The organism is Bacillus pinisoli (genome assembly GCF_023036475.1).
Classification (GTDB): domain Bacteria; phylum Bacillota; class Bacilli; order Bacillales; family SA4; genus Bacillus_BS; species Bacillus_BS pinisoli.
This window is the reverse complement of the sequence record NZ_JAJQKI010000009.1, coordinates 113351-136829: the sequence shown is the minus strand read 5'-3', so window position 1 is coordinate 136829 and position 23479 is coordinate 113351. Positions and strand designations below refer to the sequence as shown.

Annotated in this window: 24 protein-coding genes; 18 read left to right on the top strand and 6 right to left on the bottom strand. The window is 35.5% G+C overall.

The annotated features are described in order from the left end of the window. Positions 1-28: 28 nt before the first annotated feature. On the bottom strand, positions 29-427 hold the full coding sequence (locus LT143_RS14305) for an acyl-CoA thioesterase (protein WP_246943896.1): 399 nt from the start codon (positions 425-427) through the stop codon (positions 29-31). 107 nt (positions 428-534) lie between these two features. On the opposite strand from LT143_RS14305, the gene LT143_RS14300 reads away from it, so the two are divergent. Both LT143_RS14300 and LT143_RS14295 read left to right on the top strand, forming a co-directional pair. Next, complete coding sequence (locus LT143_RS14300) at positions 535-1728, top strand: iron-containing alcohol dehydrogenase (RefSeq protein WP_246943895.1); 1194 nt, start codon at positions 535-537, stop codon at positions 1726-1728. Between the two features lie 69 nt (positions 1729-1797). After that, positions 1798-3255 carry a CoA-acylating methylmalonate-semialdehyde dehydrogenase gene (locus LT143_RS14295; RefSeq protein WP_246943894.1) on the top strand — a complete coding sequence of 486 codons (1458 nt, stop codon included), beginning with the start codon at positions 1798-1800 and terminating at the stop codon, positions 3253-3255. Between the two features lie 55 nt (positions 3256-3310). Here the strand turns inward: LT143_RS14295 and LT143_RS14290 are convergent, their stop codons facing one another. Beyond that, entirely contained in the window at positions 3311-3730 is a 420-nt protein-coding gene (locus tag LT143_RS14290; RefSeq protein ID WP_246943893.1) for a hypothetical protein, read from the bottom strand. A 140-nt stretch (positions 3731-3870) separates the two neighbouring features. Here LT143_RS14290 and LT143_RS14285 point away from each other — a divergent pair, with 140 nt between their 5' ends. Further along, on the top strand, positions 3871-5181 hold the full coding sequence (locus LT143_RS14285; RefSeq protein ID WP_246943892.1) for an ATP-binding protein: 1311 nt from the start codon (positions 3871-3873) through the stop codon (positions 5179-5181). A 38-nt stretch (positions 5182-5219) separates the two neighbouring features. On the opposite strand, the gene LT143_RS14280 is transcribed toward LT143_RS14285, so the two are convergent. The 4 genes from LT143_RS14280 to LT143_RS14265 form a co-directional block, all read right to left on the bottom strand. Further along, positions 5220-5843: a CPBP family intramembrane glutamic endopeptidase gene (locus LT143_RS14280; RefSeq protein ID WP_246943891.1), complete on the bottom strand. Its 624-nt coding sequence runs from the start codon at positions 5841-5843 to the stop codon at positions 5220-5222. A gap of 162 nt (positions 5844-6005) precedes the next feature. Then, positions 6006-7238: a peptidase T gene (gene pepT, locus LT143_RS14275; RefSeq protein WP_246943890.1), complete on the bottom strand. Its 1233-nt coding sequence runs from the start codon at positions 7236-7238 to the stop codon at positions 6006-6008. Positions 7239-7276: 38 nt separating this feature from the next. Continuing rightward, complete coding sequence (locus tag LT143_RS14270; RefSeq protein WP_246943889.1) at positions 7277-7879, bottom strand: hypothetical protein; 603 nt, start codon at positions 7877-7879, stop codon at positions 7277-7279. Positions 7880-7917: 38 nt separating this feature from the next. Further along, positions 7918-8256, bottom strand: coding sequence for a hypothetical protein (locus tag LT143_RS14265; RefSeq protein ID WP_246943888.1), 339 nt, complete (start codon positions 8254-8256; stop codon positions 7918-7920). 290 nt (positions 8257-8546) lie between these two features. Here LT143_RS14265 and LT143_RS14260 point away from each other — a divergent pair, with 290 nt between their 5' ends. The 15 genes from LT143_RS14260 (at position 8547) to LT143_RS14190 (ending at position 23475) form a co-directional block, all read left to right on the top strand. Continuing rightward, positions 8547-9311 carry a YveK family protein gene (locus LT143_RS14260; RefSeq protein ID WP_246943887.1) on the top strand — a complete coding sequence of 255 codons (765 nt, stop codon included), beginning with the start codon at positions 8547-8549 and terminating at the stop codon, positions 9309-9311. Next, positions 9286-9984: a CpsD/CapB family tyrosine-protein kinase gene (locus LT143_RS14255; protein ID WP_246943886.1), complete on the top strand. Its 699-nt coding sequence runs from the start codon at positions 9286-9288 to the stop codon at positions 9982-9984. Before LT143_RS14260 ends, LT143_RS14255 begins: the two co-directional genes overlap by 26 nt. Positions 9985-10390: 406 nt before the next feature. Beyond that, positions 10391-12220, top strand: a complete 1830-nt coding sequence (locus LT143_RS14250; RefSeq protein ID WP_246943885.1) for a polysaccharide biosynthesis protein — start codon at positions 10391-10393, stop codon at positions 12218-12220. Between the two features lie 15 nt (positions 12221-12235). Then, a complete protein-coding gene (gene galU / locus LT143_RS14245; RefSeq protein ID WP_246943884.1) occupies positions 12236-13114 on the top strand; it encodes a UTP--glucose-1-phosphate uridylyltransferase GalU in 879 nt (292 codons plus the stop codon). 29 nt (positions 13115-13143) lie between these two features. Then, positions 13144-14220 carry an EpsG family protein gene (locus LT143_RS14240; RefSeq protein ID WP_246943883.1) on the top strand — a complete coding sequence of 359 codons (1077 nt, stop codon included), beginning with the start codon at positions 13144-13146 and terminating at the stop codon, positions 14218-14220. A 63-nt stretch (positions 14221-14283) separates the two neighbouring features. Then, on the top strand, positions 14284-14445 hold the full coding sequence (locus tag LT143_RS14235; RefSeq protein ID WP_246943882.1) for a YwzD family small protein: 162 nt from the start codon (positions 14284-14286) through the stop codon (positions 14443-14445). Further along, complete coding sequence (locus LT143_RS14230) at positions 14442-15053, top strand: sugar transferase (protein ID WP_246943881.1); 612 nt, start codon at positions 14442-14444, stop codon at positions 15051-15053. The genes LT143_RS14235 and LT143_RS14230 overlap by 4 nt, the downstream gene beginning before the upstream one ends. Next, the gene (locus LT143_RS14225) at positions 15053-15697 is read left to right on the top strand and encodes an acetyltransferase (protein WP_246943880.1); all 645 of its coding nucleotides are present in this window, start codon (positions 15053-15055) and stop codon (positions 15695-15697) included. Before LT143_RS14230 ends, LT143_RS14225 begins: the two co-directional genes overlap by 1 nt. Before the next feature lie 4 nt (positions 15698-15701). Then, positions 15702-16889, top strand: coding sequence for an aminotransferase class I/II-fold pyridoxal phosphate-dependent enzyme (locus LT143_RS14220; RefSeq protein WP_246943879.1), 1188 nt, complete (start codon positions 15702-15704; stop codon positions 16887-16889). A 31-nt stretch (positions 16890-16920) separates the two neighbouring features. Then, a complete protein-coding gene (locus tag LT143_RS14215; RefSeq protein WP_246943878.1) occupies positions 16921-17271 on the top strand; it encodes a helix-turn-helix domain-containing protein in 351 nt (116 codons plus the stop codon). Between the two features lie 9 nt (positions 17272-17280). Then, positions 17281-18018: a glycosyltransferase family 32 protein gene (locus tag LT143_RS14210; protein WP_246943877.1), complete on the top strand. Its 738-nt coding sequence runs from the start codon at positions 17281-17283 to the stop codon at positions 18016-18018. A gap of 2 nt (positions 18019-18020) precedes the next feature. Next, the gene (locus tag LT143_RS14205; RefSeq protein ID WP_246943876.1) at positions 18021-18974 is read left to right on the top strand and encodes a glycosyltransferase family 8 protein; all 954 of its coding nucleotides are present in this window, start codon (positions 18021-18023) and stop codon (positions 18972-18974) included. A 16-nt stretch (positions 18975-18990) separates the two neighbouring features. After that, positions 18991-20199 carry a glycosyltransferase gene (locus LT143_RS14200; protein WP_246943875.1) on the top strand — a complete coding sequence of 403 codons (1209 nt, stop codon included), beginning with the start codon at positions 18991-18993 and terminating at the stop codon, positions 20197-20199. A 192-nt stretch (positions 20200-20391) separates the two neighbouring features. Continuing rightward, a complete protein-coding gene (locus LT143_RS14195; RefSeq protein WP_418909836.1) occupies positions 20392-22179 on the top strand; it encodes an ABC transporter ATP-binding protein in 1788 nt (595 codons plus the stop codon). Between the two features lie 54 nt (positions 22180-22233). Further along, on the top strand, positions 22234-23475 hold the full coding sequence (locus LT143_RS14190) for a glycosyltransferase family protein (RefSeq protein WP_246943873.1): 1242 nt from the start codon (positions 22234-22236) through the stop codon (positions 23473-23475). The last annotated feature ends 4 nt before the right edge of the window (positions 23476-23479 follow it).

Sequence of the window (23479 nt, the reverse complement as noted above, 5' to 3'; positions counted from 1 at the left end):
AAAGGTCCTTACTTAATCAGTAGGGACCTTATTGTTCTGTTAGTTGATGTTGTTTTAGCCGAATTCTAATAGAATCAGGAATAAACTCTTTTGACTGCTTTTCAAAATTAAAATTTACATAGACCGCTTTACTTCTCGCACATAGTTTACCATCTTGGTAGAGTTCCTCATATAATGTGAAACTAGTATTTCCAATCTTGCTAACCCAGGTCTGCACCTCAACTTCTTTTCCATAATAAATCTGGTTGAGGTAATCAATATTGGAGTTGAGAATCACACATCTCCAATTTTTAAAGGAATGATCGGGTGTAAACATCTCAAAAATTTCTTCTCTACCAGCCTCAAACCAGACGGGTAAAGTCGTATTGTTAATATGTCCTGCTCCATCTGTTTCAGATACACGTGGACGGATTATGGTTTTTAACATTGTTAGCACCACCTTTACTTCATATAATTAGGCATCCATGACAAAAATCCTTCTCTATTAAAAAGTTTTGCATATAGTTAAGTATATTCATTAAGGAGTGGATCTTTATGGAAGGTTTTTCTGCTTTTAGAACACCACAGGCTATTTTTTATGGACGAGGTTCCTTTGAAACTGTTGGTAAGGAGGCTGGTCAAAGAGGGAAAAGGGTACTCATTGTGACCGATACCATCATGGAACAGTTAGGAAATGTCAGTCGATGCCGCGAACTCCTTGCAAATGAAGGGGTAGAAAGTATGGTGTATGCTGGCGTCAATTCTGAACCGACAGACGACTATGTACAAGAATCATTAGCTCTTCTTTTAAAAGAAAATTGTGATGTTGTCATTTCGCTTGGCGGAGGAAGCTGTATTGATACGGCTAAAGCCATTGCTGTTCTTGCCACAAATGGTGGTTACATAGGAGATTATCGAGGCGGTAAGAAGTTAGCATCTCAAAAGCCACTCCCACATATTGCGATACCTACCACAGCTGGTACTGGTTCAGAAGCAACTGATGTGACGGTGATTACGAATACGATGAATGATGTAAAAATGATGATTAAACAGCCTGCTTTTATGCCGGATGTGGCTATCGTCGATCCACTGCTTACGCTTTCATCACCAAAGCATGTAACAGCCGCAACCGGTGTTGACGCCCTTAGCCATGCGATTGAAGCTTATCTGTCAAGAAAGTCTCACCCTATGACTGATACGATGGCGTTATCTGCGATGAAGCTCCTCGTTGAAAATATGTTAACCGCTTACAATGACGGGGACAACATTGATGCCAGAGAAGCAATGTCACTTGGGTCACTTCAAGCGGGAATGGCATTCACTAACTCATCTGTTTGTCTTGTTCACGGGATGTCGAGGCCAATTGGAGCACTCTTTCATGTTCCACATGGATACTCTAACGCGATGCTTTTACCAGCGGTATTAGAGTTTAGTAAAGAGGCATGTGTGGATCGCCTTGCTGACTTAGGAAGAATCTTTGCTCCTCATCAAGTCCTTACTAATCAAGAAGCAGCAGACCTAGCTGTCGAATCTGTTAAAGGGCTATGCCAAAAGCTTACGATTCCAAACTTAAAGGATTGGGGTCTAGATGAAAAAGCATTTAAACAAGCGATTTCCAAAATGGCAGAAGATGCGCTTGATAGTGGTAGTCCAGCTAACAACCCGAGAATTCCTTCCAAAGAGGAATTAGAAGAATTATATCTAGTTTGCTATGATTATCAGTTTTCAGTTCCAGAAGTCACAAACTAGCATGTTGCTGGAATTTTCCAATTAATTGGTTTATTGTGAAAGTAAGTAAAGGTAGAGAGGGGATCCATTATGACGACAACGACAACGAAACTATTAAAAAACTATATAAATGGTGTATGGGTAGAGGCAAAAACAAAGCAGTATCAAACAGTTCCTAACCCAGCAACCGGAGAAGAGTTAGCCCAAGTTCCAATTTCAACTGATGAAGATGTAGACCTCGCCGTAAAAGCTGCAAAAGAAGCGTTCAAAACCTGGAGTAAAACTCCAGTTCCAAAACGTGCTCGTATTCTATTTAAATATCAACAACTCCTTGTGGAACAGTGGGATGAACTAGCTAGATTAATCACCATCGAGAACGGTAAAAGCTTTAAAGAAGCGCATGGGGAAGTACAGCGCGGAATTGAATGTGTAGAATTTGCAGCAGGAGCTCCAACACTAATGATGGGGAAACAGCTCCCTGATATCGCAACGAATATTGAATCAGGTATGTACCGTTATCCTGTCGGAGTGGTCGGTGGAATTACTCCATTTAACTTCCCGATGATGGTACCATGTTGGATGTTTCCATTAGCAATTGCGTTAGGAAATACCTTTGTGTTGAAGCCATCTGAACGAACACCGCTCCTTGCCAACCGCTTAGCTGAGCTTTTCACAGAAGCTGGCTTACCAGATGGCGTTCTCAACATTGTTCACGGTGCTCATGATGTCGTAAACGGACTGTTACATCACAAAGATGTACCGGCTATTTCCTTCGTAGGATCCCAACCAGTGGCAGAATATATTTACAAAACGGCTGCTAATAACGGCAAGCGTGTTCAAGCACTTGCCGGTGCGAAAAATCACTCGATTGTTATGCCAGATGCAGACTTAGACGCAGCGGTAAAAGAAATCGTGGCAGCTGCGTATGGTTCAGCGGGGGAAAGATGTATGGCGTGTGCCGTTGTTGTGGCGGTTGGCGATGTCGTAGAACCGCTTATTCAAAAACTAAATGAAAAAGCTGATGAAATCAAAATTGGAAACGGACTAGAGGATGATGTTTTCTTAGGGCCAGTTATTCGTCCTGAGCATAAACAGCGCACAGAAAGCTATATCGTGAGTGGTGAAGAAGAAGGAGCCACACTCGTACGTGACGGACGAAAAGATGAAGCATACCACCAAAACGGTTACTTTATCGGCCCAACGATTTTTGATAACGTGAAGCCTACCATGAAAATTTGGAAGGATGAAATCTTTGCTCCCGTACTTTCCATTGTACGAGTAGGCAGCCTAGAAGAAGCAATCGAGCTAACGAACCAGTCTGATTTTGGAAACGGGGCTTGCTTATTTACACAAGACGGTAGCAATGTTCGTTACTTTAGAGAAAATATTGAAGTAGGTATGCTTGGGGTGAATATCGGTGTTCCGGCACCAATGGCGTTCTTCCCATTCTCAGGTTGGAAGAATTCGTTTTATGGGGACCTGCATGCCAATGGTCCTGACGGAGTGGAGTTTTATACTCGTCGGAAGATGTTAACGGCTAGGTGGTAGGGACTGGTCGCTGAAACTAGACACAAATAAAAGCTGGCTCAAACGGAGTCAGCTTTTATTTCTGCAATTCTTTATACGCAATTAATTTAAGGGCAAGCATTTCTTCCTCTGTTAAGCTCTCCTCTAACTTAGAGAGCACTTCCTCTTTTGTCATCTGTCCACTCGTAACCTGTTCTTGAATATCCATGAGCTCTGAGAGACCTACCTTTTTGATCACCGTTCTAGTTGCTTGTTCTTTTGTGCTAAATGGAAGTGTTGTTTCATCCACCTGTTCTATATTTTGAATGTAAGCTTGTAAATCTGGATCCTGCTCAATTTCTTGAATCACTTTTTCTATTTGACCACTGTCCTCCAGTTCACTTGAAAGAGTATTCACCATTTTTTCAGAAGCAAGATTTGTCCCTACATAATAAATGGAAAAAACCAATCCACTACAGATTAGCGCTAGTATAATGGCTTTTATAACGAAATTCATAAAATTCCTCCTCTATCCATTTATTAGGATACTATATGCAGGTACTGCTTTATATAGGAAAATAGTGTGCATGGTCAGAAAATAGAAATAATAGTAAAATAATTATATAATTCGGAAGAAAAGATAGGAAATAAGACCATATGAAAAGCAAACGAATAAAGCTAATCATCACTTTATCCATTTTACTAGTATTACTGTTTACGATTATGAATATATATACTTCTTATTCTAATATAAGACAATCTGTAGAAGAATCCATTGCTATTAAAACGACTAAATCCGCAGAATCTATTGCTGCCTCGATGGATATAGATACTTATAAGGAATTCTTAGCCGAGCCTTCCATGGATGAACGATATTGGGAGATAAGAAGTTATTTAAATGATGCCCGTGAAAAAATTGGGGCGTTATATGTATATACGTTAAAGATTGATAACCCTGAAATCTCACGTGGGATGATTATGGGAATGCCGGCAGATGATAAGCATGAATATCCAATTGGGATTATATGCACCCTTCCAACAGAACAAGTACAACAAGCTTATGAAGGAAACACCTACTTTTCATCAGTCATTAAAGATGAAACGTATAATGTAAGCTACCTTTCTGTAGGAGCGCCTATTTATGATAAAGAGAAGCAAATTATTGGATACATTGGAATCGATATCAGCACAGATGTCATTGATTCGGTTGGTCATGAAGTGTTATGGAATAGTATTCCTACCTTCATATTTAATGGCATCATTGTTGTGTTATTAGTTATTACATTTACCCTCATTCAGAGATGGTACCAACATGAACTGAAAAAAGAAATAGGTGATACAGAGGACACGTATTACAAGGAATCACAGTCTCTGCTCTCTTCTGTAAAATCACTGCGTCATGATTTTATTAATCATATACAAGTTTTACACGGGCTTCTAAAGGTTGAAAAACATAAGCAAGCCTATGAATATGTAACACATCTGTTTCACGAAGCTCAGACTTTTTCGACCATTCAGGTGAGTGTTGACAATCCTGTGCTCTCTGTATTTTTTCAAAAAAAGAAGCTTGCCGCACAGAATAGAGGAATTAACCTTCATCTAGAAATCAACCATGATACGTTTAGAACGATTAAAACGACAGACTTAGTAAAAATACTATCGAACCTTTTAGATAATTCCATGGATGCAACAGAACAGGTGGAGGAAAAGGACCGAGAAGTACATGTTAATACTGAAATTGATTCAGAACATTACGTCATCCAAATAAGAAACACTGGACTCAAAATCGCCAATGTAGAACAAATTTTTGTAAGAGGATATACAACAAAAAGGACGACCAGCAACCAAGGTAGAGGACAAGGATTATCAATTGTAAAAGAAATGGTCACCAAGTATGGAGGACAGATACTAATTGAATCGACTGACCAGCTTACGACTGCAACGGTAAGGATTCCTGTGAAACAATAAGAAATAAAAAGCACTCTATCCAGTGAAGGATTAGAGTGCTATTCTCTTAGTTTGATAACTTGATATCTAAATAAAAGGGTCATGACTAGGTTTGCGAGAAAATGGACCATTATCGGTGCAAGTATATTACTGGTTTCTACATAAATCCATCCAAAAACAAAACCGGGAATTGCAATATTAAGTAACATAATTGGCTTTTTATAATAGTGTACATGTCCTGCCACAAACAAGGTGGTAGCAATAGCTATAGAGCTCCATTCATCTTGAATAACAAGTAGACAAAGATTCTGGATAATGCCTCTTAGTAAAAGCTCTTCAAACGCTGCCCCTACAAACAGAAAGACAAGGAGCATGGGAAAGGAATAGTGCTCATAGGCTCTAGTCGTATCATCAATCATTCCGGAAGGCGTGCATAAGGTTACTAGCACACCATAAAGAATAAGGAATATAAGGGAATAAAGAGAATATAAAACCATGCCTAGAGGATGTTGGAATGATAAGAAATCCTCAATCATAAGAATGTCGGTAATCACTAACCCAAAGATTACCGACATACAAACTAATGAAACAGACGAGAATACTAAAATCGCATCTTTCGGTTTAAACGCCTTTGTAGAAGGCTGCGTACTAGCATTGTGCATAGATTCTTCACTGTCCTTCAAGATTCATAAACTTTAATAAAGATTCTATCAGAAAATTAGCAAAGTCTAAAGATATTGAAATGGTAAAAGCTATAATTTGCAACTTCTACATCAGCCCATAAAAAACTAGTCACCGTTTATCCTTTTTCATGGATAGACAAACGATGACTAAATGTCATACTTTTACGCTTGTTCTTCAAATAATCTTGCAATCTCTACGATTACTTGTGTCGCTTTCATCATGTTGTCAACAGAAACATATTCAAACTTACCGTGGAAATTTTCGCCACCTGTAAAAATGTTTGGTGTTGGGAGTCCCATATAAGAAAGCTGTGAACCATCTGTGCCACCACGAATTGGTTCGATGATCGGCTCAATGTCTAAATTCTTCATGGCTTGATAAGCAATATCGACGATTTCTTTTACCGGCTCGATTTTTTCTCTCATGTTGTAATATTGGTCTTCCATTTCTAGAAGGACCGTACCTTCACCATATTTCTCATTTAACTGATTAACGATGTTTTGTAATGTACCTTTTCTACCTTCAAAGCTCGCTCTGTCAAAATCTCTAATGATGTAGCTAAGCTTCGTTTGCTCCACATCACCAGTGAAGGAAGTTAAATGATAGAACCCTTCATATCCTTCTGTATATTCAGGTGCTTCAGCAGCTGGAAGCATTCCATTTAGCTCCATGGCAATCTTAGCTGAATTCACCATTTTGTTCTTCGCCGTTCCAGGATGAACACTATTACCCTTCACCGTAATCTTCGCACCAGCCGCACTAAAGCTTTCATATTGAAGCTCTCCAAGTGGACCGCCATCAACCGTATAAGCAAACTTCGCATTAAAAGCAGCTACATCAAACTTATGAGGCCCTCTACCAATTTCTTCGTCAGGAGTGAAAGCGACTCTGATTTTACCGTGCTTAATCTCTGGGTTTTGAAGTAGGTAATTCATTGCTGTCATGATCTCAGTGATACCAGCTTTGTTATCAGCCCCAAGTAAAGTCGTTCCGTCCGTTGTGATGAGTGTGTGTCCCTTGTATTTAGGTAGCTCTGGAAAGTTCTTTGAAGAAAGAACAACGTTTAGTGACTCATTTAGAACCAGATCGTTTCCATTGAAGTTCTCGACAACCTGAGGATTAACATTTGCACCAGTAAAGTCTGTTGCCGTATCCAAGTGAGCAAGGAAGCCAATTGTTGGAACATCTTTATCAGTATTAGCTGGAAGAGTTGCCATCACATAACCATTTTCATCAACGGTTACTTCTTCCATACCGATGGATTTTAGTTCTTCCACAAGTAGGTTAGCTAGTGTTAATTGACCTGGTGTGGAAGGAGTGGTGGTGCTATCTGCGTCTGATTGAGTGTCAATCTTTACGTATGTAGTTAAGCGGGTGATTAGTTCTTGTTTCATAGAGAGTGGCTCCTTTATGTTTTTATTTTAATTGTAACTTATGTTGTGAGTTCTGTAGAGATATTCAGCTTGGTTTTGCGGGTGATGAGAAATGGGACACTGAATGAACCGAATGTAAAACCAATTAACATGTTAGTGATTGCCATTAAAACCGTTAGAGTTTCTTCTGTCAGGGTAAAGATACCTACTGGAAGTAGGATGCAGTATAAAACTGTAAGAACGGTAAGTGTAATGGCTAGATAAAATAAAGTTTTTTGCGCATCCGCTACTCTACGTATTTGTACCATTAACGAAAATGCACCTGTAAAGAAGAGTATCATCCCTGGTAATGAAAATAAAATCATATAGGGAATATCAGAAAACTGTTGATAAGTTTCCATATAATAAAAGATGGAAGATGATACAAGGGCAAGAGTGAGTATAGTAAGAGAAAAAGTAAGTGGTCTATGAAACTTATAAGCTAGCATCAATAAACCAGCTATACATAATAAAGGTAATAAGAACTTTACATAATCAGTGTGGTCTGAAGGAGGATAACCTGTGTAGATTCTTCTATCTAGTATGAGTAAATCATAAATAGGTTTTAATCCCCATAAAAGGCCTCCAACTAGGCTAAGCCATAACAATATTTTCAATTTCATATGTTTTTGCTCCTTTTATGTATTTATACAATTAGACACTAAGGCCAACAATAATACTTCTTCCATATTTCCCATGAATCTTGACAATTGCCTTCCCAATCCTCACAATCGTCATCATCATCGTCAAATTCTATCCACCAGTTATGCTTATCTATTTCACTAAGATCATCCCCGTTATCATCATCATCGAGTACTAAATAATCTTTGTATTCCGTATCAATATTTAAGTATCTTGTAAAAAATGATAATAAATTAGGAAAAGAGAACGAAAAGGAGTTGGTGTTCTCCTGAAAATATGTACCATAAGAAGAGGATGCATTCACATAAGTAGGTAGTAATAACAATATTAGTAAAGTAAATAGACACATGACTCTCAAAATAAATTTATTCACTCCTCTCTTATTATATTGATATGTTCTTTATAAAGGATTATAATAATGAAATGAAAATTTGTAAATAATTGGTTGATATAAAATGTTTGTTATGTTGGAGAAATTTAGAAGATTTTCTATTGACTTGTTCTTTATACAGAACTAAAATAAAGGAAAGGATAACGTTCCCTAAAAAAATAGCTTATTCATCAGTAAGCTTATTTTTTTATCAATTGTTGTTCTTTATAAAGAATTACTTATGTGCAATAGTAAATAAAGCAAAAAAGGTGGTTGTAATGAATAAAGGTACTCAGTATAACTTCAATGCTCACGGTAAGGCCAAGGAAATTAATCTAAAAGAGTATTATGACATTATTAAAAAGAGAATCTGGGTATTAGTGGTTGTAACGTTATTATTCACAGTAGCAGGTTACTTCCATAGCATTTATTTTAAAGCCCCTCCGTTATATCAGGCCTCTAAAAGAATGATCATCGAAGCAAACGCGGAGTATATGAACACCTTGTTAGTATTGGTGGAAGATCCGCTAGTCCTAGATAAGGTAATTGATGAGCTAAAACTGAATATGTCATCAGGAGTTTTGGCAAACCAAATCAATGTAAGTACCTTAAATGGTTCACAAGTAGTCAAAATTAGTGTGACCAATTTAGACCCCAATCTTGCTATTAACATAGCAGAAACAACCGTTTCTATTTTTGAACAAGAAATTGCTGAACTATTAGGATTTACAAACATAAGGCTAATACCTGAAACAAAAGCAGAAGGGCAAATTATTCCAATTTATCAAGATAATGACCGTACTTTACTCGCCTTCGGGATAGGAGTAATAGCTGGAATCGGCTTAATCTTTTTACTAGACTCCTTAGACAATAGTGTACGAACAAGACATGATATTGAAGCTTACTTGGGACTTCCATTAGTAGGATCAGTGTCCAAGATGAATAAAAAGAATATTGCTCCAAAACGTGAAGAAGAAGAGGAAGAACAGGAAGTAGAGATAAGAGGTGAACCTATCCATGCTAACCAAAACGTCCATCTATGAGAAATTTTCGGTGGTAAAGTCGAGTACAAAAAAACTAATAAAGAAGAAAAAAAAGCGAAACCTGATTTGTTATACAAGCCCCACTTCCAAGATCTCAGAACAGTTCAGAACGATAAGAGCCAATTTACGCTTGGTGATGGGGGAAGGCAAAAGTCAGACCCTATTAATTACATCCTCTCAAACAGATGAAGGCAAATCTACTGTTCTAGCCAATTTAGCTGTATCCATGTCAAATCAAAAAGGCAAAGTTTTATTAGTAGATGCGAATCTGAGAAACCCTTATATTCATACCATCTTTCGATTTCAAAATAAAGATGGTCTGTCCACCATTTTAAAGGGCGAAGCCGAATTGCATCAAGTTGTTCGTTATACAGGAATAAGTAACTTGGATATTCTGCCAAGCGGTCCCATTCCAACAAATCCAGCAGAAATGCTTGCCTCTAAAGAAATGGAGGATTTTTTAAAGAACATTACATCAAAATATGACATGGTTTTAATTGATACTCCGCCTGTTCTAGAATCAGCAGAGACCCGTGTGCTCGCCAACTTGTGTGATGGTGTCGTAATAATCATTCAAAAAGGTAAAACTCTGTTAGATAAAGCGATTGATGCAAAAAAAGTATTAGAGTTTGCTAATGCTAAATTAGTAGGAGTTATTCTTAACGAGAAATAATTTTTTTGAATTTTTGTTCTTTATTGAGAAAAGTTGTGCGCTATAGAATTTGGTGATGCCTCCTTACCACTATCAATGGAGGTACTCGGTCATGCTGTGGGTTGAAAAACCTTAGACACTTGTTGTCGGGAGTGTGATGTGAGGGTGGGTTAGATGCCCGTTTTTATTAAAGTTTTTATGTATGTCTTCTTATTAAAGAGTGTATACGTAAGAACTTTAATACAGAAAGGATTGTTAAAAAGTTAATGGAGAATTTTGATAAGTATCCGAAGTCAGTTAAGAAAGCCATCCGCTATATCAAACAGGATGCCACCAAAGAACAACTAGAAGAGATCAAGAAGTTTATAGATTACGCCATTAAAAAGAGATCACTAACCTTAGGGTAGGTAGTAGAGAGGAGGAGAGTATGACATATCGACAGAGGTTATCACTATTTATTTTTATTGACTCATGTATTGTGCTAACAGCTATTTATATTTGCAGCTTCTTAGTCAATGGTAGCACTCACGTAATGACCCTTCCTATATTTTTAAGTTCACTTACAGTCCTCATTGGCCATCATTTATTTTCCATCAAGTTAAAACTCTATAAAAAAGCCTGGGAATATGCGAGTATCGGGGAATTATATATCATTTTTAAAGTCGTCACTTATTCCATTTTAACGACAGCTATCATTCAACAAGTATTTGTCCAAGAGGTCTTCTTTCGACAGTTAGCCGTTACTTGGATGCTTCACATGCTTTTCATTGGGGGATCTCGTTTTGTATGGAGGATGTACCGAGACAATGTTTTTCTTAAAGTGGTAAACAAAAAGAAAACATTAATTATCGGTGCAGGTGCAGCAGGAACAATGGTTGCCAGACAGCTTCTACATAATAATGATCGTGACCTTCAACCAGTAGCCTTTATTGATGACAATGTGAAAAAGCATAACCTTGATATTTTGGGACTTCCAGTAATAGGTGGAGTCGAGCAAATTGAAAAAATAGTAAAGGACTCCTTCATTGATCATATTATTATCGCCATTCCTTCCTTAAGTAAAAAAGAATTAAACCAAATCTTCCAAGAATGTGCTAAAACAAAAGCAAAAACACAAATCCTTCCTAGAATTGAAGACTTAGTAACTGGGAAATTAACCGTTAACAACTTCCGTGATGTACAGGTGGAAGATTTATTAGGAAGAGAACCAGTTGAGTTAGATATTGAGGGGATTTCAGAGTATGTAACGAATAAAGTCGTGCTTGTGACAGGTGCAGGTGGTTCAATCGGGTCCGAGATTTCTAGACAAATTTCTAGATTTAGACCGAAGCAACTCATCTTGTTAGGGCATGGTGAAAATAGTATTTATTCCATTGAAATGGAGTTAAGAGATACGTTTAGAGATTCTGGGATTGAGTTCTTTACCGAAATTGCTGATATGCAGGATGCTAAAAAGATGATGGCTGTGATGAGTACATATACACCAGATGTTGTCTATCATGCTGCAGCACATAAACATGTACCACTGATGGAAAGAAATCCAGAAGAAGCTGTTAAAAACAATATTGTGGGTACGATGAATGTGGCAAAAGCAGCGAGTTTTACAGGAGTTGGCACCTTTGTCATGATCTCTACCGATAAAGCGGTAAATCCAACTAGTGTAATGGGAGCCACTAAACGCTTAGCCGAAATGATTGTTCAACATATGGACCAAGACAGTAAAACAAGATTTGTAGCCGTTCGATTTGGAAATGTTTTAGGAAGTAGAGGAAGTGTCATTCCTTTATTTAAAAAGCAAATCGAAAAAGGTGGACCTGTGACGGTTACCCATCCTGAAATGATTCGTTATTTTATGACGATTCCGGAAGCTTCAAGGCTTGTCATTCAGGCTGGTGCTGTTGCGAAGGGTGGAGAGATATTTGTTCTTGATATGGGAGAGCCGGTGAAAATTGATGACCTTGCTCGAAACCTTATTAAACTATCAGGTTATTCAGTAGATGAAATTGGTATTGAGTATAGTGGTATAAGACCTGGTGAGAAGCTGTTTGAAGAGCTTTTACAAGCTGATGAAGTAACGGAGAAACAAGTATATCCGAAAATCTATATCGGAAAAACGGCAGATTTATATATAGAAGAAATCGAGGAAATACTTGCTCATTATTCAAGTATGGACCGGTCAACATTAAGAGATCGAATAGTAAGTCTGGCTAATAACGTAACCAAAAAACAAAAAGCTATTTTATCCATTCCAAGCTAAAAGGAGAATCAAGAGATGAAAGTAAAAAAGGCCATTATTCCAGCTGCGGGACTAGGAACACGATTCTTGCCAGCTACCAAAGCAATGCCAAAAGAAATGTTACCAATTGTAGATAAACCAACAATTCAATACATCATTGAGGAAGCCATTGAGTCAGGCATTGAGGATATTATTATTGTTACGGGAAAAGGGAAACGTTCGATTGAAGACCATTTTGATCATTCATTTGAACTAGAGCAAAACCTCTTAGACAAAGGAAAGTTTGAATTACTGGAGGAAGTTCAGAAATCTTCTAAACTAGTAGATATTCATTATATTCGTCAAAAGGAACCAAAGGGCTTAGGACATGCAATCTGGTGTGCGCGTAAGTTTATTGGGAATGAACCATTTGCAGTACTACTTGGAGATGACATTGTTCAAGCAGACACTCCTTGTCTAAAGCAGATGATGGATCAATATGAAAGATACAATGCTTCTATATTAGGTGTGCAAACAGTTGGAGAAGATGACGTTTCTAGGTACGGCATTGTGGATGGAAGTCAGATTGGTGAGCGTTTCTATAATGTAAACAATCTAGTTGAGAAACCGAAGAAGGAAGATGCTCCTTCTAACTTGGCTATTATGGGAAGATATATTTTAAACCCATTAATTTTCGATATTCTAGGTACTCAAAAGCCAGGTGCTGGTGGGGAGATTCAGTTAACGGATGCAATTGCAGCACTTAACCAATTCGAAGCAGTCTTTGCTTATGATTTTGAGGGGACTCGTTATGATGTTGGGGAAAAGATGGGGTTTATTCAGACGACGATTGAGTTTGCGCTGCAGCGGGAGGAATTAAGGGATCCATTATTACAGTACTTATCAACTATTCTTGAAAAAGAATATATTAAATAAAGTTTTATTACTCAGAAAGGACTTATGGTATGACTGTCCTCTGGATTAATTTACTACTAGCTTTTATATTTGCTTTTTTTGCGCGCTATTTTTCAAGGAATTATGTACTTACAGGACCTGGTTCATTGATGTCTGTAAAACCAAATAAATTGTTTATTTTTGCTACAGTACTTTCTTTTATAGTGGTTTCAGGATTACGTAAAAACATCGGTGACACTTATTTTTACATGCATGCCTATAATATTACTGATTTTACCTGGGAGGTAGTTAAAGCACAGGATGATATGGGTTTTGCTATCCTACAAATGCTACTAAAAGAATACTCACAAGATCCACAAATCTTGGTTTTAACAACAGCCGTTATTACAAATTTTTTAATTGTTCTCGTTTTCTTTAGGTATGCAAAATTAGTTGAACTAAGTGTGTATGTGTATATTACGGGTGGCTTATTTTTAGTCACGATGAATGGAATAAGGCAATGTTTAGCAGCTGCTATCATTTTTGCTGCTACAAAGTTTTTAATTGAAGGTAGTAAAAAAAAATATATTATAACCGTAATATTTGCATCCTTTTTTCACCAAAGTGCTCTAATTCTAATACCTATTTATTTTTTAGTGAGATATAGAGCATGGTCAAAAGCTACCCTTATGTTATTACTATCCGCGGTAGTAATTGTTCTAGGCTTTAATGTGTTTTCAAGTATACTTTTCTCTGCTATTGAGGATAGCCAATATAATGTCTATAGTAACTTCAACGAGGGTGGAGCAAATATTATTAGAGTGATCGTATTTGCTATTCCGTTAGTTATCGCCTTTTTAGGAAGAGAGAAGTTAAGAAGGATATTTCCCGAAAGTGATGTTTTTATCAATATGGCACTGATTGGACTAGCTTTTATGATCATCTCGACGGCAAACTGGATTTTTGCCAGATTTAATATTTACTTTGAGCTGTACCAAATCATACTAGTTTCATGGATTATTAAGCTATTTAGAGAAAAAGACCAAAAACTAGTATACCTTGGATTAGTTATTTGTTACTTAGCCTATTACCATTATGAAACTGTTATAAATTTAAATATTAGATACGTAAGTGATTATATTGGTTAACTAAGTCCTCGCTACATTGAGTAGTGGGGTTTTTATCATTAAAAGATTTGAAGGGGTAAATCAATGGTAATTTCTACACAGTTAAGTCAAGAAAATTTGAAAGAAATCATGCTGAACATTTATAAAAAGGGAATGGAAACAGAGGATATTTATGTGAAGGACTTTATTAAAGAAATTATAAAGCAGATGGTTGATGAGCCTGTTGTGACTGGTGAAAATGTATGAAACGAGCTTTTGATTTTACAGTAGCTCTGCTAATTTTGGTTTCTCTTGCACCTATCTTTGTCATCATTGCATTGTTAATAAAATTCAAGCTAGGATCTCCGATTATCTTCCGCCAAGAAAGGCCAGGTTTAAATGGAAAATGCTTTTATCTTTATAAGTTTAGAACAATGACAAACGAAAGGGATGAGAGCGGTCAACTCCTTCCAGATTATTTAAGACTAACTCCTTTTGGAAACTTTCTACGTAAATTTAGTTTAGATGAGTATCCTCAGCTATGGAATGTGATAAGGGGAGATTTAAGTTTAGTAGGGCCAAGGCCACTTTTAGTAGAATACTTACCACTTTATACAAAAGAGCAAGCAATCAGACATAATGTAAGACCTGGGATTACAGGGTGGGCTCAGGTTAACGGAAGGAATGCTCTTACATGGGATGAAAAATTCAAACTAGATGTCTGGTACGTTAGGAATCAATCAATTGCTCTCGATCTAAAAATCTTATTATTAACTGTTTATAAAGTAGTAATCGCTGATGGTATAAACCAACAAGGAAGTGCGACAGTAGATACCTTTAAAGGGACAAAATCCTCAGTTGGGGGAGGAAAATAATGAATATTGTCATTATTGGCCATGGAGGTCATAGTAAGGTAGTTTCTGATATTATTCTAGCAACTGAAGGTATTCAAGTACTTGGTTATCTTGATCATAAGTATAAAACTAAAGAAGTTATTAATAACTTCATTTGTGCACCTATAAGTGAAGTTAGGGAAATAAAAGAAAACAATGATGATGTCAGATTCGTAATGGCTATAGGAGACAACAGAGTTAGGAAAGAAATAATTGAAACCCTAGATTTATCTAGTGATGATTTCATTTCATTACTACATCCTACGGCAAGCATCAGCTCGAGTGCCAAAATTGGTTACGGCACAGTGGTTATGCCAAATGCAGTTATTAATGCAGATGCAGTGATTGGTTGTCACAGTATTATTAACTCTGCGGCCATAGTAGAGCATGATTGTTATTTAGGCGATTTTGTTCATCTCTGTCCGAATAGTACTCTTGCAGGCGCAGTCAAAGTGGAAAGTGGCTGTATGATCGGTAGTGGAGCAACAATTATACCTAATAAAACAATTGGAGAATGGACGGTAGTGGGTGCTGGTGCAACTGTAATTGATCATCTACCTAGGAATTCAAAAGCTGTCGGAACACCAGCTAGGATTATTGAAAATCATTATATTAAAACGGGGTGAACGAATGGAGCAAGCAATTAGTAAAAAAAGAATATACCTTTCTTCTCCACATATGAGTGGAAAGGAACTTAAATACGTACATGAAGCATTTACGACCAACTGGATTGCACCTCTTGGACCAAATGTAGATGCATTTGAAGCAGAAATAGCACAATATGTAGGAGCCAGTGAAGCAGTAGCCGTTAGTTCAGGAACGGCCGCCATTCATTTGGCTCTTTCTTTATTAGGAGTAGACAAAGGAGATAGAGTGTTTTGCTCTAGTCTAACTTTTATCGCAAGTGCTAATCCAATTGTTTATCAAGGGGCTGAGCCAGTATTTATTGATTCAGAACCAGAAACCTGGAACATGTCTCCAGAAGCACTACAAAGAGCGTTTCAAGACGCAGCGTTAGAGGGAGCTCTTCCAAAGGCGGTAATCGTGGTGAATCTGTATGGGCAAAGTGCAAAAATGGATGAAATTATGGATATCTGTAATCAATATGATGTACCGATGATTGAAGATGCAGCAGAATCCTTAGGCTCTTTATACAAAGGAAGAGCAAGTGGAACTTTCGGTAAATTTGGTGTCTTTTCTTTTAATGGTAATAAGATTATTACCACTTCAGGTGGAGGAATGTTGGTATCTGATGATGTGGAGGCATTAAAAAAGGCGAGATTTTTAGCAACTCAAGCGAGGGATGCGGCACCACATTATCAGCATAGCCAAATTGGTTATAATTATCGATTGAGTAATATATTAGCTGGGGTTGGAAGAGGGCAGTTAGAAGTACTGGAAGAGAGAGTATCTGCAAGGAGGGCTATTTTTAAGAGGTATTATGAGGAGCTTTCAGTATTGCCAGGGTTTACTTTTATGCCAGAACTACGGGAGACTCTCTCAAACCGTTGGTTGACAGCTTTAACGATTGATGAGGATGAGGCAGGGGTATCTGTTTCTGATTTACTTAGTATATTAAGTGCAGAAAACATTGAAGCAAGACCCGTTTGGAAACCTCTACATCTTCAACCGGTATTTAAGAATAATAAGTATTATTCACATTCTGACCATTTAAGTATCTCTGAAGAACTATTTAATAGAGGGATATGCCTACCTTCAGGTTCTAATATGTCAGAAGAAGATGTAGATACTATCATTAATCATATTAAATCAACAGTTTTAATGAATCAGGAAAAGGTAGGACTTATTAATACATAGTAACTAATATATGAAGAACGGGGTATGAATCTTGCTAGGAGAAACGATCTATACATGCAGAAAGAAAAAAGGGTTAACCTTGTCCGAATTAGCTAAACGTGCAAAAATATCAAAATCTTATTTAAGTAGCATAGAAAGAAACTTAAATTTAAACCCTTCTATTCAGGTGGTAAATCGTATTGCTGGAGTATTAGATATTCAATTAGATTCCTTCATGAATCCTATTGAGAAGAATAATGTTCAAGAACTAGATCAAGATTTAATAGATTTGGCAACTGAACTGAAAGAAACCGGAGTAAATAAAGAGCAGATAGAGGATTATAAAACTGTATTTGAATTTATTCAATGGAAAAATCAAAAATTAAAAGTAGAGAAAGACTGAGGTAATGAAATGGAATCTTCTCAAATCCCTAAGACTATTCATTATTGTTGGTTTGGTGGAAAAGAAAAGCCTGAGATGGTTAAAAGATGCATGGAAAGTTGGAGAAAACATCTCCCTGAATATGAGATTGTGGAATGGAATGAAAGTAATTTCGATATTACCAAGAACGACTATATAAAAGAAGCATATGCTTCAGGTAAATTTGCTTTTGTTAGCGATTATGTGCGTGTTTATGCTCTTTACCACTATGGTGGGATCTATTTAGACACAGATGTTGAGGTATATAAATCATTTAATGATTTACTACATCACCCTTCTTTTTGGGGATTTGAGCAAGAGAACTATATTGCAACCAGTACAATTGGCGCACAAAAGGGAAATGCGCTAATCAAGGAATTCCTTGATAGCTATAAAAATAAAAGATTCATTAACGAAGATGGTACATTTAATAGCTTAACCAATGTGGCTGTTATTACTAGATTACTTGAATGGTTTGGGCTCAGTAAAAATGGCCAGTATCAGGAGATTGAAGGATTAGGGGTGTTTTATCCGCAAACTTATTTATCCCCCTATGACTATATCAATTGCCAGAGTTATAAGACAGAAGATACATATGCGATGCATCATTTTTATAAGAGTTGGTTGCCTGTTAGAAAGAGAGTTAATGCAAATATAAAAAAAATGTTATCAAGAGTTATCGGAGGAAACAATATATTAAGACTAAGAAATATATTGAGTAGGGGGTAAATATGAACTTACATGTAGTTTATTCGAGTGATGATAATTATGCACAGCATGTTGGGGTGTCAATGCTTTCACTATTAGAAAATAATAAAGAATTTTCAACAATAGATGTTTATATCATTGAAAATAATATTTCAAAAAAAAGTAAAAATCATCTTATATCAATTAGTAATAATTATGATAGAAATTTACATTTTATTAGTCTTAAAGATTATTCTAATAGATTAAAGCTTAATATAGGAAATTCAATATCGATTAATTCCTACGCTAGATTGTTTCTTACAAGTATACTTGGAGAAGAGATTGATAAAGTACTTTATATGGACTGTGACTCAATAATAACAAGTAGTTTGGCAGAACTTTGGCAAAAGGATATAAGCGAATATTATGTAGCTGGTGTTTCTGACACAGTTGGTAATTCCACGAAAGAAAAAATAAATATGGATAGTAAGAGTCCCTATATAAATGCTGGAATGTTATTAGTTAATTTAAAAAAATGGAGAGAGAATCATATTGAAAGAGCATTTATTGATTTCATTGATTCCTATAATGGTAAGGTTTATCACCATGATCAAGGAACAATAAATGGGGTATTAGAAGGAAAAATGTTATTAATTCATCCCAAATATAATGCGATGACTACTTTCTTTACTATGAAGAAAGAAGAAATCTTTAAGTATTATGGAATGCAGGAATATTATAGTTCTAAAGAGTTAATAGAAGCCAAAAACAAACCTGTATTTGTGCATTTTACTCCAGCTTTTGTTAACAGACCATGGATCAAAGGAAATAAGCACCCTTTAGCTTATCAGTATCAACATTATTTAGAGAAGACACCATGGAAAGGAACTAAAATGGATGAGGATAAGAGGAGTATTGGAGAAAAAATTGTAGCTACTTTATTTAATAATTTACCTTTTACAATGGCTTTTAGTATAAGAAGATTAATATTTAAATAATGTTTGAGGAGTCGTTATGAATCAGAAAAAGAAAGTATTAATTTGTATGTACTCTCTACATATTGGTGGTGCTGAGAGAAGTCTTATAGGACTTTTAGAAAGATTTGATTATGAGAAATTTGATGTTGACTTGTTCTTATACAGACATGAAGGTGAGTTTTTAGAAAATATTCCAAAAGAAGTAACTTTATTGCCCCCAGTTAAACAATATACGACTTTTGAGAGACCCGTTAAGACAATAATGAAAGAAGGCCACTTTTATTTAGGGTGTGCCAGAGTATTGGCAAAACTTAAGGCAAATTATAAAAATAGAGGATTGGTCAAAGAACAAAGGACTTATAAACAAATGCAGTATACATGGCAATTTTCTATTCCCAAATTACCAAGACTTAAACAGAAATATGATATAGCCTTAAGTTTTTTAGGGCCACATGATTTTATTATTGAAAAGGTAAACGCAAATACAAAGATTGGTTGGGTTCATACTGATTATCATACTATTATTAATCCAGATAAAAAGTTAGATAGAAAAATGTGGGGGAAATTAGATTATATAGTGAACGTTTCTGAAGAGTGTTCTAATTCTTTTTTGAAAGTTTTCCCTGATCTAAAACATAAATCAATTGTTGTAGAAAATATAATTTCTTCTACTTTTGTCGAAGAACAAGCAAAAATTAATAATAATATTGAGCGTGAAATTCCTAATAATGGTGCATTTAAAATTTGTTCTGTTGGTAGGTTTTCTAATGCTAAGGGGTTTGATTTAGCTGTATTAGCGTGTAAAGAGCTCATAGAATTAGGATATGACATAAAATGGTATATTGTTGGTTATGGAGCAGAGGAAGAAATTATAAAAAGATTGATAGATGAATATAAGATGAATGAGAATTTTATAATTTTAGGTAAAAAGGTAAATCCATATCCTTATATCAAAAGCTGCGATATTTATTGCCAACCTTCTAGATATGAAGGAAAAGCAGTTACTGTCAGAGAGGCTCAGATTCTTATGAAGCCTGTTCTAATTACCAATTATCCTACAGCTAAAAGCCAAGTTAAACATATGTTTGATGGGTATATTTGTGAGTTGTCAGTAGAAGGGATAGTTGAAGGAGTTTCTACTCTATATAATGATGAAGAGTTAAGGAACCATTTAGCGAAAAACTGCGATTCTGAGAGGTATAGTAATAAAAATGAGCTTGAAAAAATATATGGAATTTTAGGATAAAATAATTTTGTTTAATTAAACCGTGAAAAAACTGGTGGAAATTGTCGGAAGATTGTTCTTTATTAAGAAATAATCTTATTTTATAATTTTAATAGATTTAGGGATAATTTTTGGTTACATTTTTTTTTTTGATTCTAACGTTCATTATAGTGAACGATCTTTTGGAAAAGTAATTCTAATAATATTTAAGGTGTGAAAAAATTGAGAAATACAATTAAAATGCTACGGGTACTTTTTAATAAAGAAGACAAGAAGAAGTTTTTATTACTTTTTGTGATGATGATCTTTGCAGCTATATTTGAAACAGCGGGCATTGGCTTAATTGTCCCATTTGTTGGGATTGTAACAAATCCCAATATACTTCAGGACCAAACGTTTGCTACTTATATATATAAATTACTCAATTTCCAATCAATGAATGACTTTATCTTATTTGCCGTAGGTGTGTTACTGACTGTCTATTTTGCTAAAAATGCTTATTTATTATTATTTTACTATGTCCAATATAAAGTCATATTTAATCAAAGAGTAAAGCTTTCTAGAACTTTGTTTAAGGAGTATTTAACAAAGCCATATGAATTTCACCTACAAAGGAATTCTGCTGAACTATTAAGAAATGTAAATGGAGAAGTATCAAAAGTATTCGGTGGGATCTTATTATCGGGCTTTCAATTATTAACTGAAATATTAGTTATAGTATCTATATTAACATTGCTTGTGTATACAGCACCTTTAGCTACACTTACATCTGGATTATTGTTAAGCGGAAGTGTAATTATCTTCTTTAAAATATTCCGTAAGAAGATTTCTTATTTAGGAAAAGAAGACCAGAGGGTTAATCGTGAGGTAATTAAATGCGTGAATCAAGGATTAGGGGCAAGTAAAGAGGTAAAAGTATCCGGAAAAGAAACGTATTTTGTAGATGCATATAATAAACAGAGTCAAATCTTAGCCCAAAATACCATTTATAAGAACATGCTAGGTCAAATACCAAGGCTGTTTATTGAAGTATTATTAGTATCGGTTGTCCTCATTACAATGGTTATTCTTGTATTTCAAGGTACTGACTCAAGTAAGCTGGTTGCTACTATGTCATTATTTGCAATGGCTGCCTTTCGCCTTATGCCTTCCATTAATCGAATTGTGTCATTATTAACATCTATTCGATATAGTCAGCCTGCTTTAGCGGTAGTGTATGAAGACTTAATAAAGGAAAGCAAAGGAAAAATACATGTTTACAAAGAGTTAAATCATAATGTAACAGTTAGAAATGAGGAGAAAACTTTTCGAAAATCTATTGATTTAGAGAATGTATCTTTTCGTTATCCAAATCAAGAGTATTATTCTATTAATAATGTATCATTAACGATTCCAATTGGGAGTTCAGTTGCTTTTGTCGGGTCTTCTGGTGCTGGCAAAACTACAATTGTTGATATCATTTTGGGGTTACTAGAACCAGAGAAAGGTAGAGTTTTAGTTGATGGAATAGAACTGGGAGAATATTTACCAGTTTGGAAAAAAAAGATTGGTTATATTCCACAATCTATATATCTATCAGACGAGACTATACGAAAAAATATTGCATTTGGAATTGCTGATAATGACATAGACGAGGCTGCAGTTCAAAGGGCAATTGAAGATGCACAACTAAAGGACTTTATTGATACGCTACCTAACGGGGTAGAAACCGTTGTTGGTGAAAGGGGAGTAAGGCTCTCAGGAGGGCAGCGTCAGCGTATCGGTATTGCTAGAGCACTGTATCATAACCCGGAAATTATTTTTTTAGATGAGGCAACTTCAGCATTAGATAGTGAAACGGAAAAAGAAATAATGAAAGCAATCGATGGACTAAAGGGAGAAAAGACTTTGATCATTATTGCTCACAGATTAAGTACAATTGAAAATTGCGACATTGTGTTCAAAGTAGATCAAGGTAAGTTACAAGCGGGAAAACGTCAGATAAAACAGTCAGTTGGATGAATTAAACTATTAGAAATATCGAATTTAATTTTCTTCTTTAGAAAGGAGTTAAAGATGAATGTCCTGTATATAACGGGTTCTTGCTTGCATTGCAATACATCTGCAAATATGAGTCATAATAGCTTTGTTCAAGGGTTAATTGAAAATGACTGCAATGTAGATATTATAATGTCTGACCCAGGATTACAAACTATTGACTCAAGTATGCCTAATTGGAAAGAGGCTAATTATTATATTTACAATTCGGTTTCCAAAATGGACAGGATGCGATTACTTGTCAGATTTATTATTGATAGAAGGAAGAGAAGGACTTCAAAAACCAAACAACTAAATATTCGAAAAGAAGACTCAGAGGTATTACAAAATAGTAATATAAGACAATTTCTTAAGTATGTCTTTTATAATCTATTAACTAGAGACACACCACACTATCTAAGTAGGAAATGGTTAAAAAATGCCTCCAAATTTAAAAGTAAAAAGAAATATGATTTAGTTATATCTAACTCATATCCTGCTAGTAGTCATGCATTAGCAGACACTCTTTTAAAGAGAGATAAAGTAATTGCTGAAAAATGGATCCAGATCTGGGAAGATCCATGGTATTACGATCTCTATAATAAGCAAAAGAAAGAAATGATTTTAGATGAAGAAAAGAGGTTACTCTCTCAAGCAGATGAGATATATTATGTAAGTCCGCTAACACTATCATATCAAAAAAAACATTTTGCTAATTCATCAGACAAGATGAAGTGTGTCCCTTTACCTTACTTAAACACAAGCAATACAGAAGAAATTTTAGATAATAGTAATGTTGTATTTGGGTATTTTGGAGACTACTATTCGCATGTTAGAAACCTAAAACCATTTTACGAAGCCTCAATGGACTTAAATGCTTTTGTTAATATTTTTGGTGATACCAATGAACATTTTCACTCTACCGAAAATATCAGAATTTCAGGTAGGGTAGACATTGGAATTATTAATAAGGTGCAAGAAAACACCGATGTTCTAATTCATTTATGTAATTTAAAAGGTGGTCAAATTCCTGGGAAAATATATCATTATTCTGGGACGAAGAAACCAATAATCTTTATTTTAGATGGAGAAGAAGAAGAAAAAAACTTAATTAAAAATTACTTTGAAAAATTTAATAGATATCACTTTTGTGATAACACAAAAGAAAGTATTAAAGAAATAATGGGGAAATTTATCACTCACGAAATATCAAAAAGTTCTTTTATTGTTAATGATTTTAGTCCTAAAAGTGTAGTAAAAGGAATTTTAGGAGGATGTTAACAAA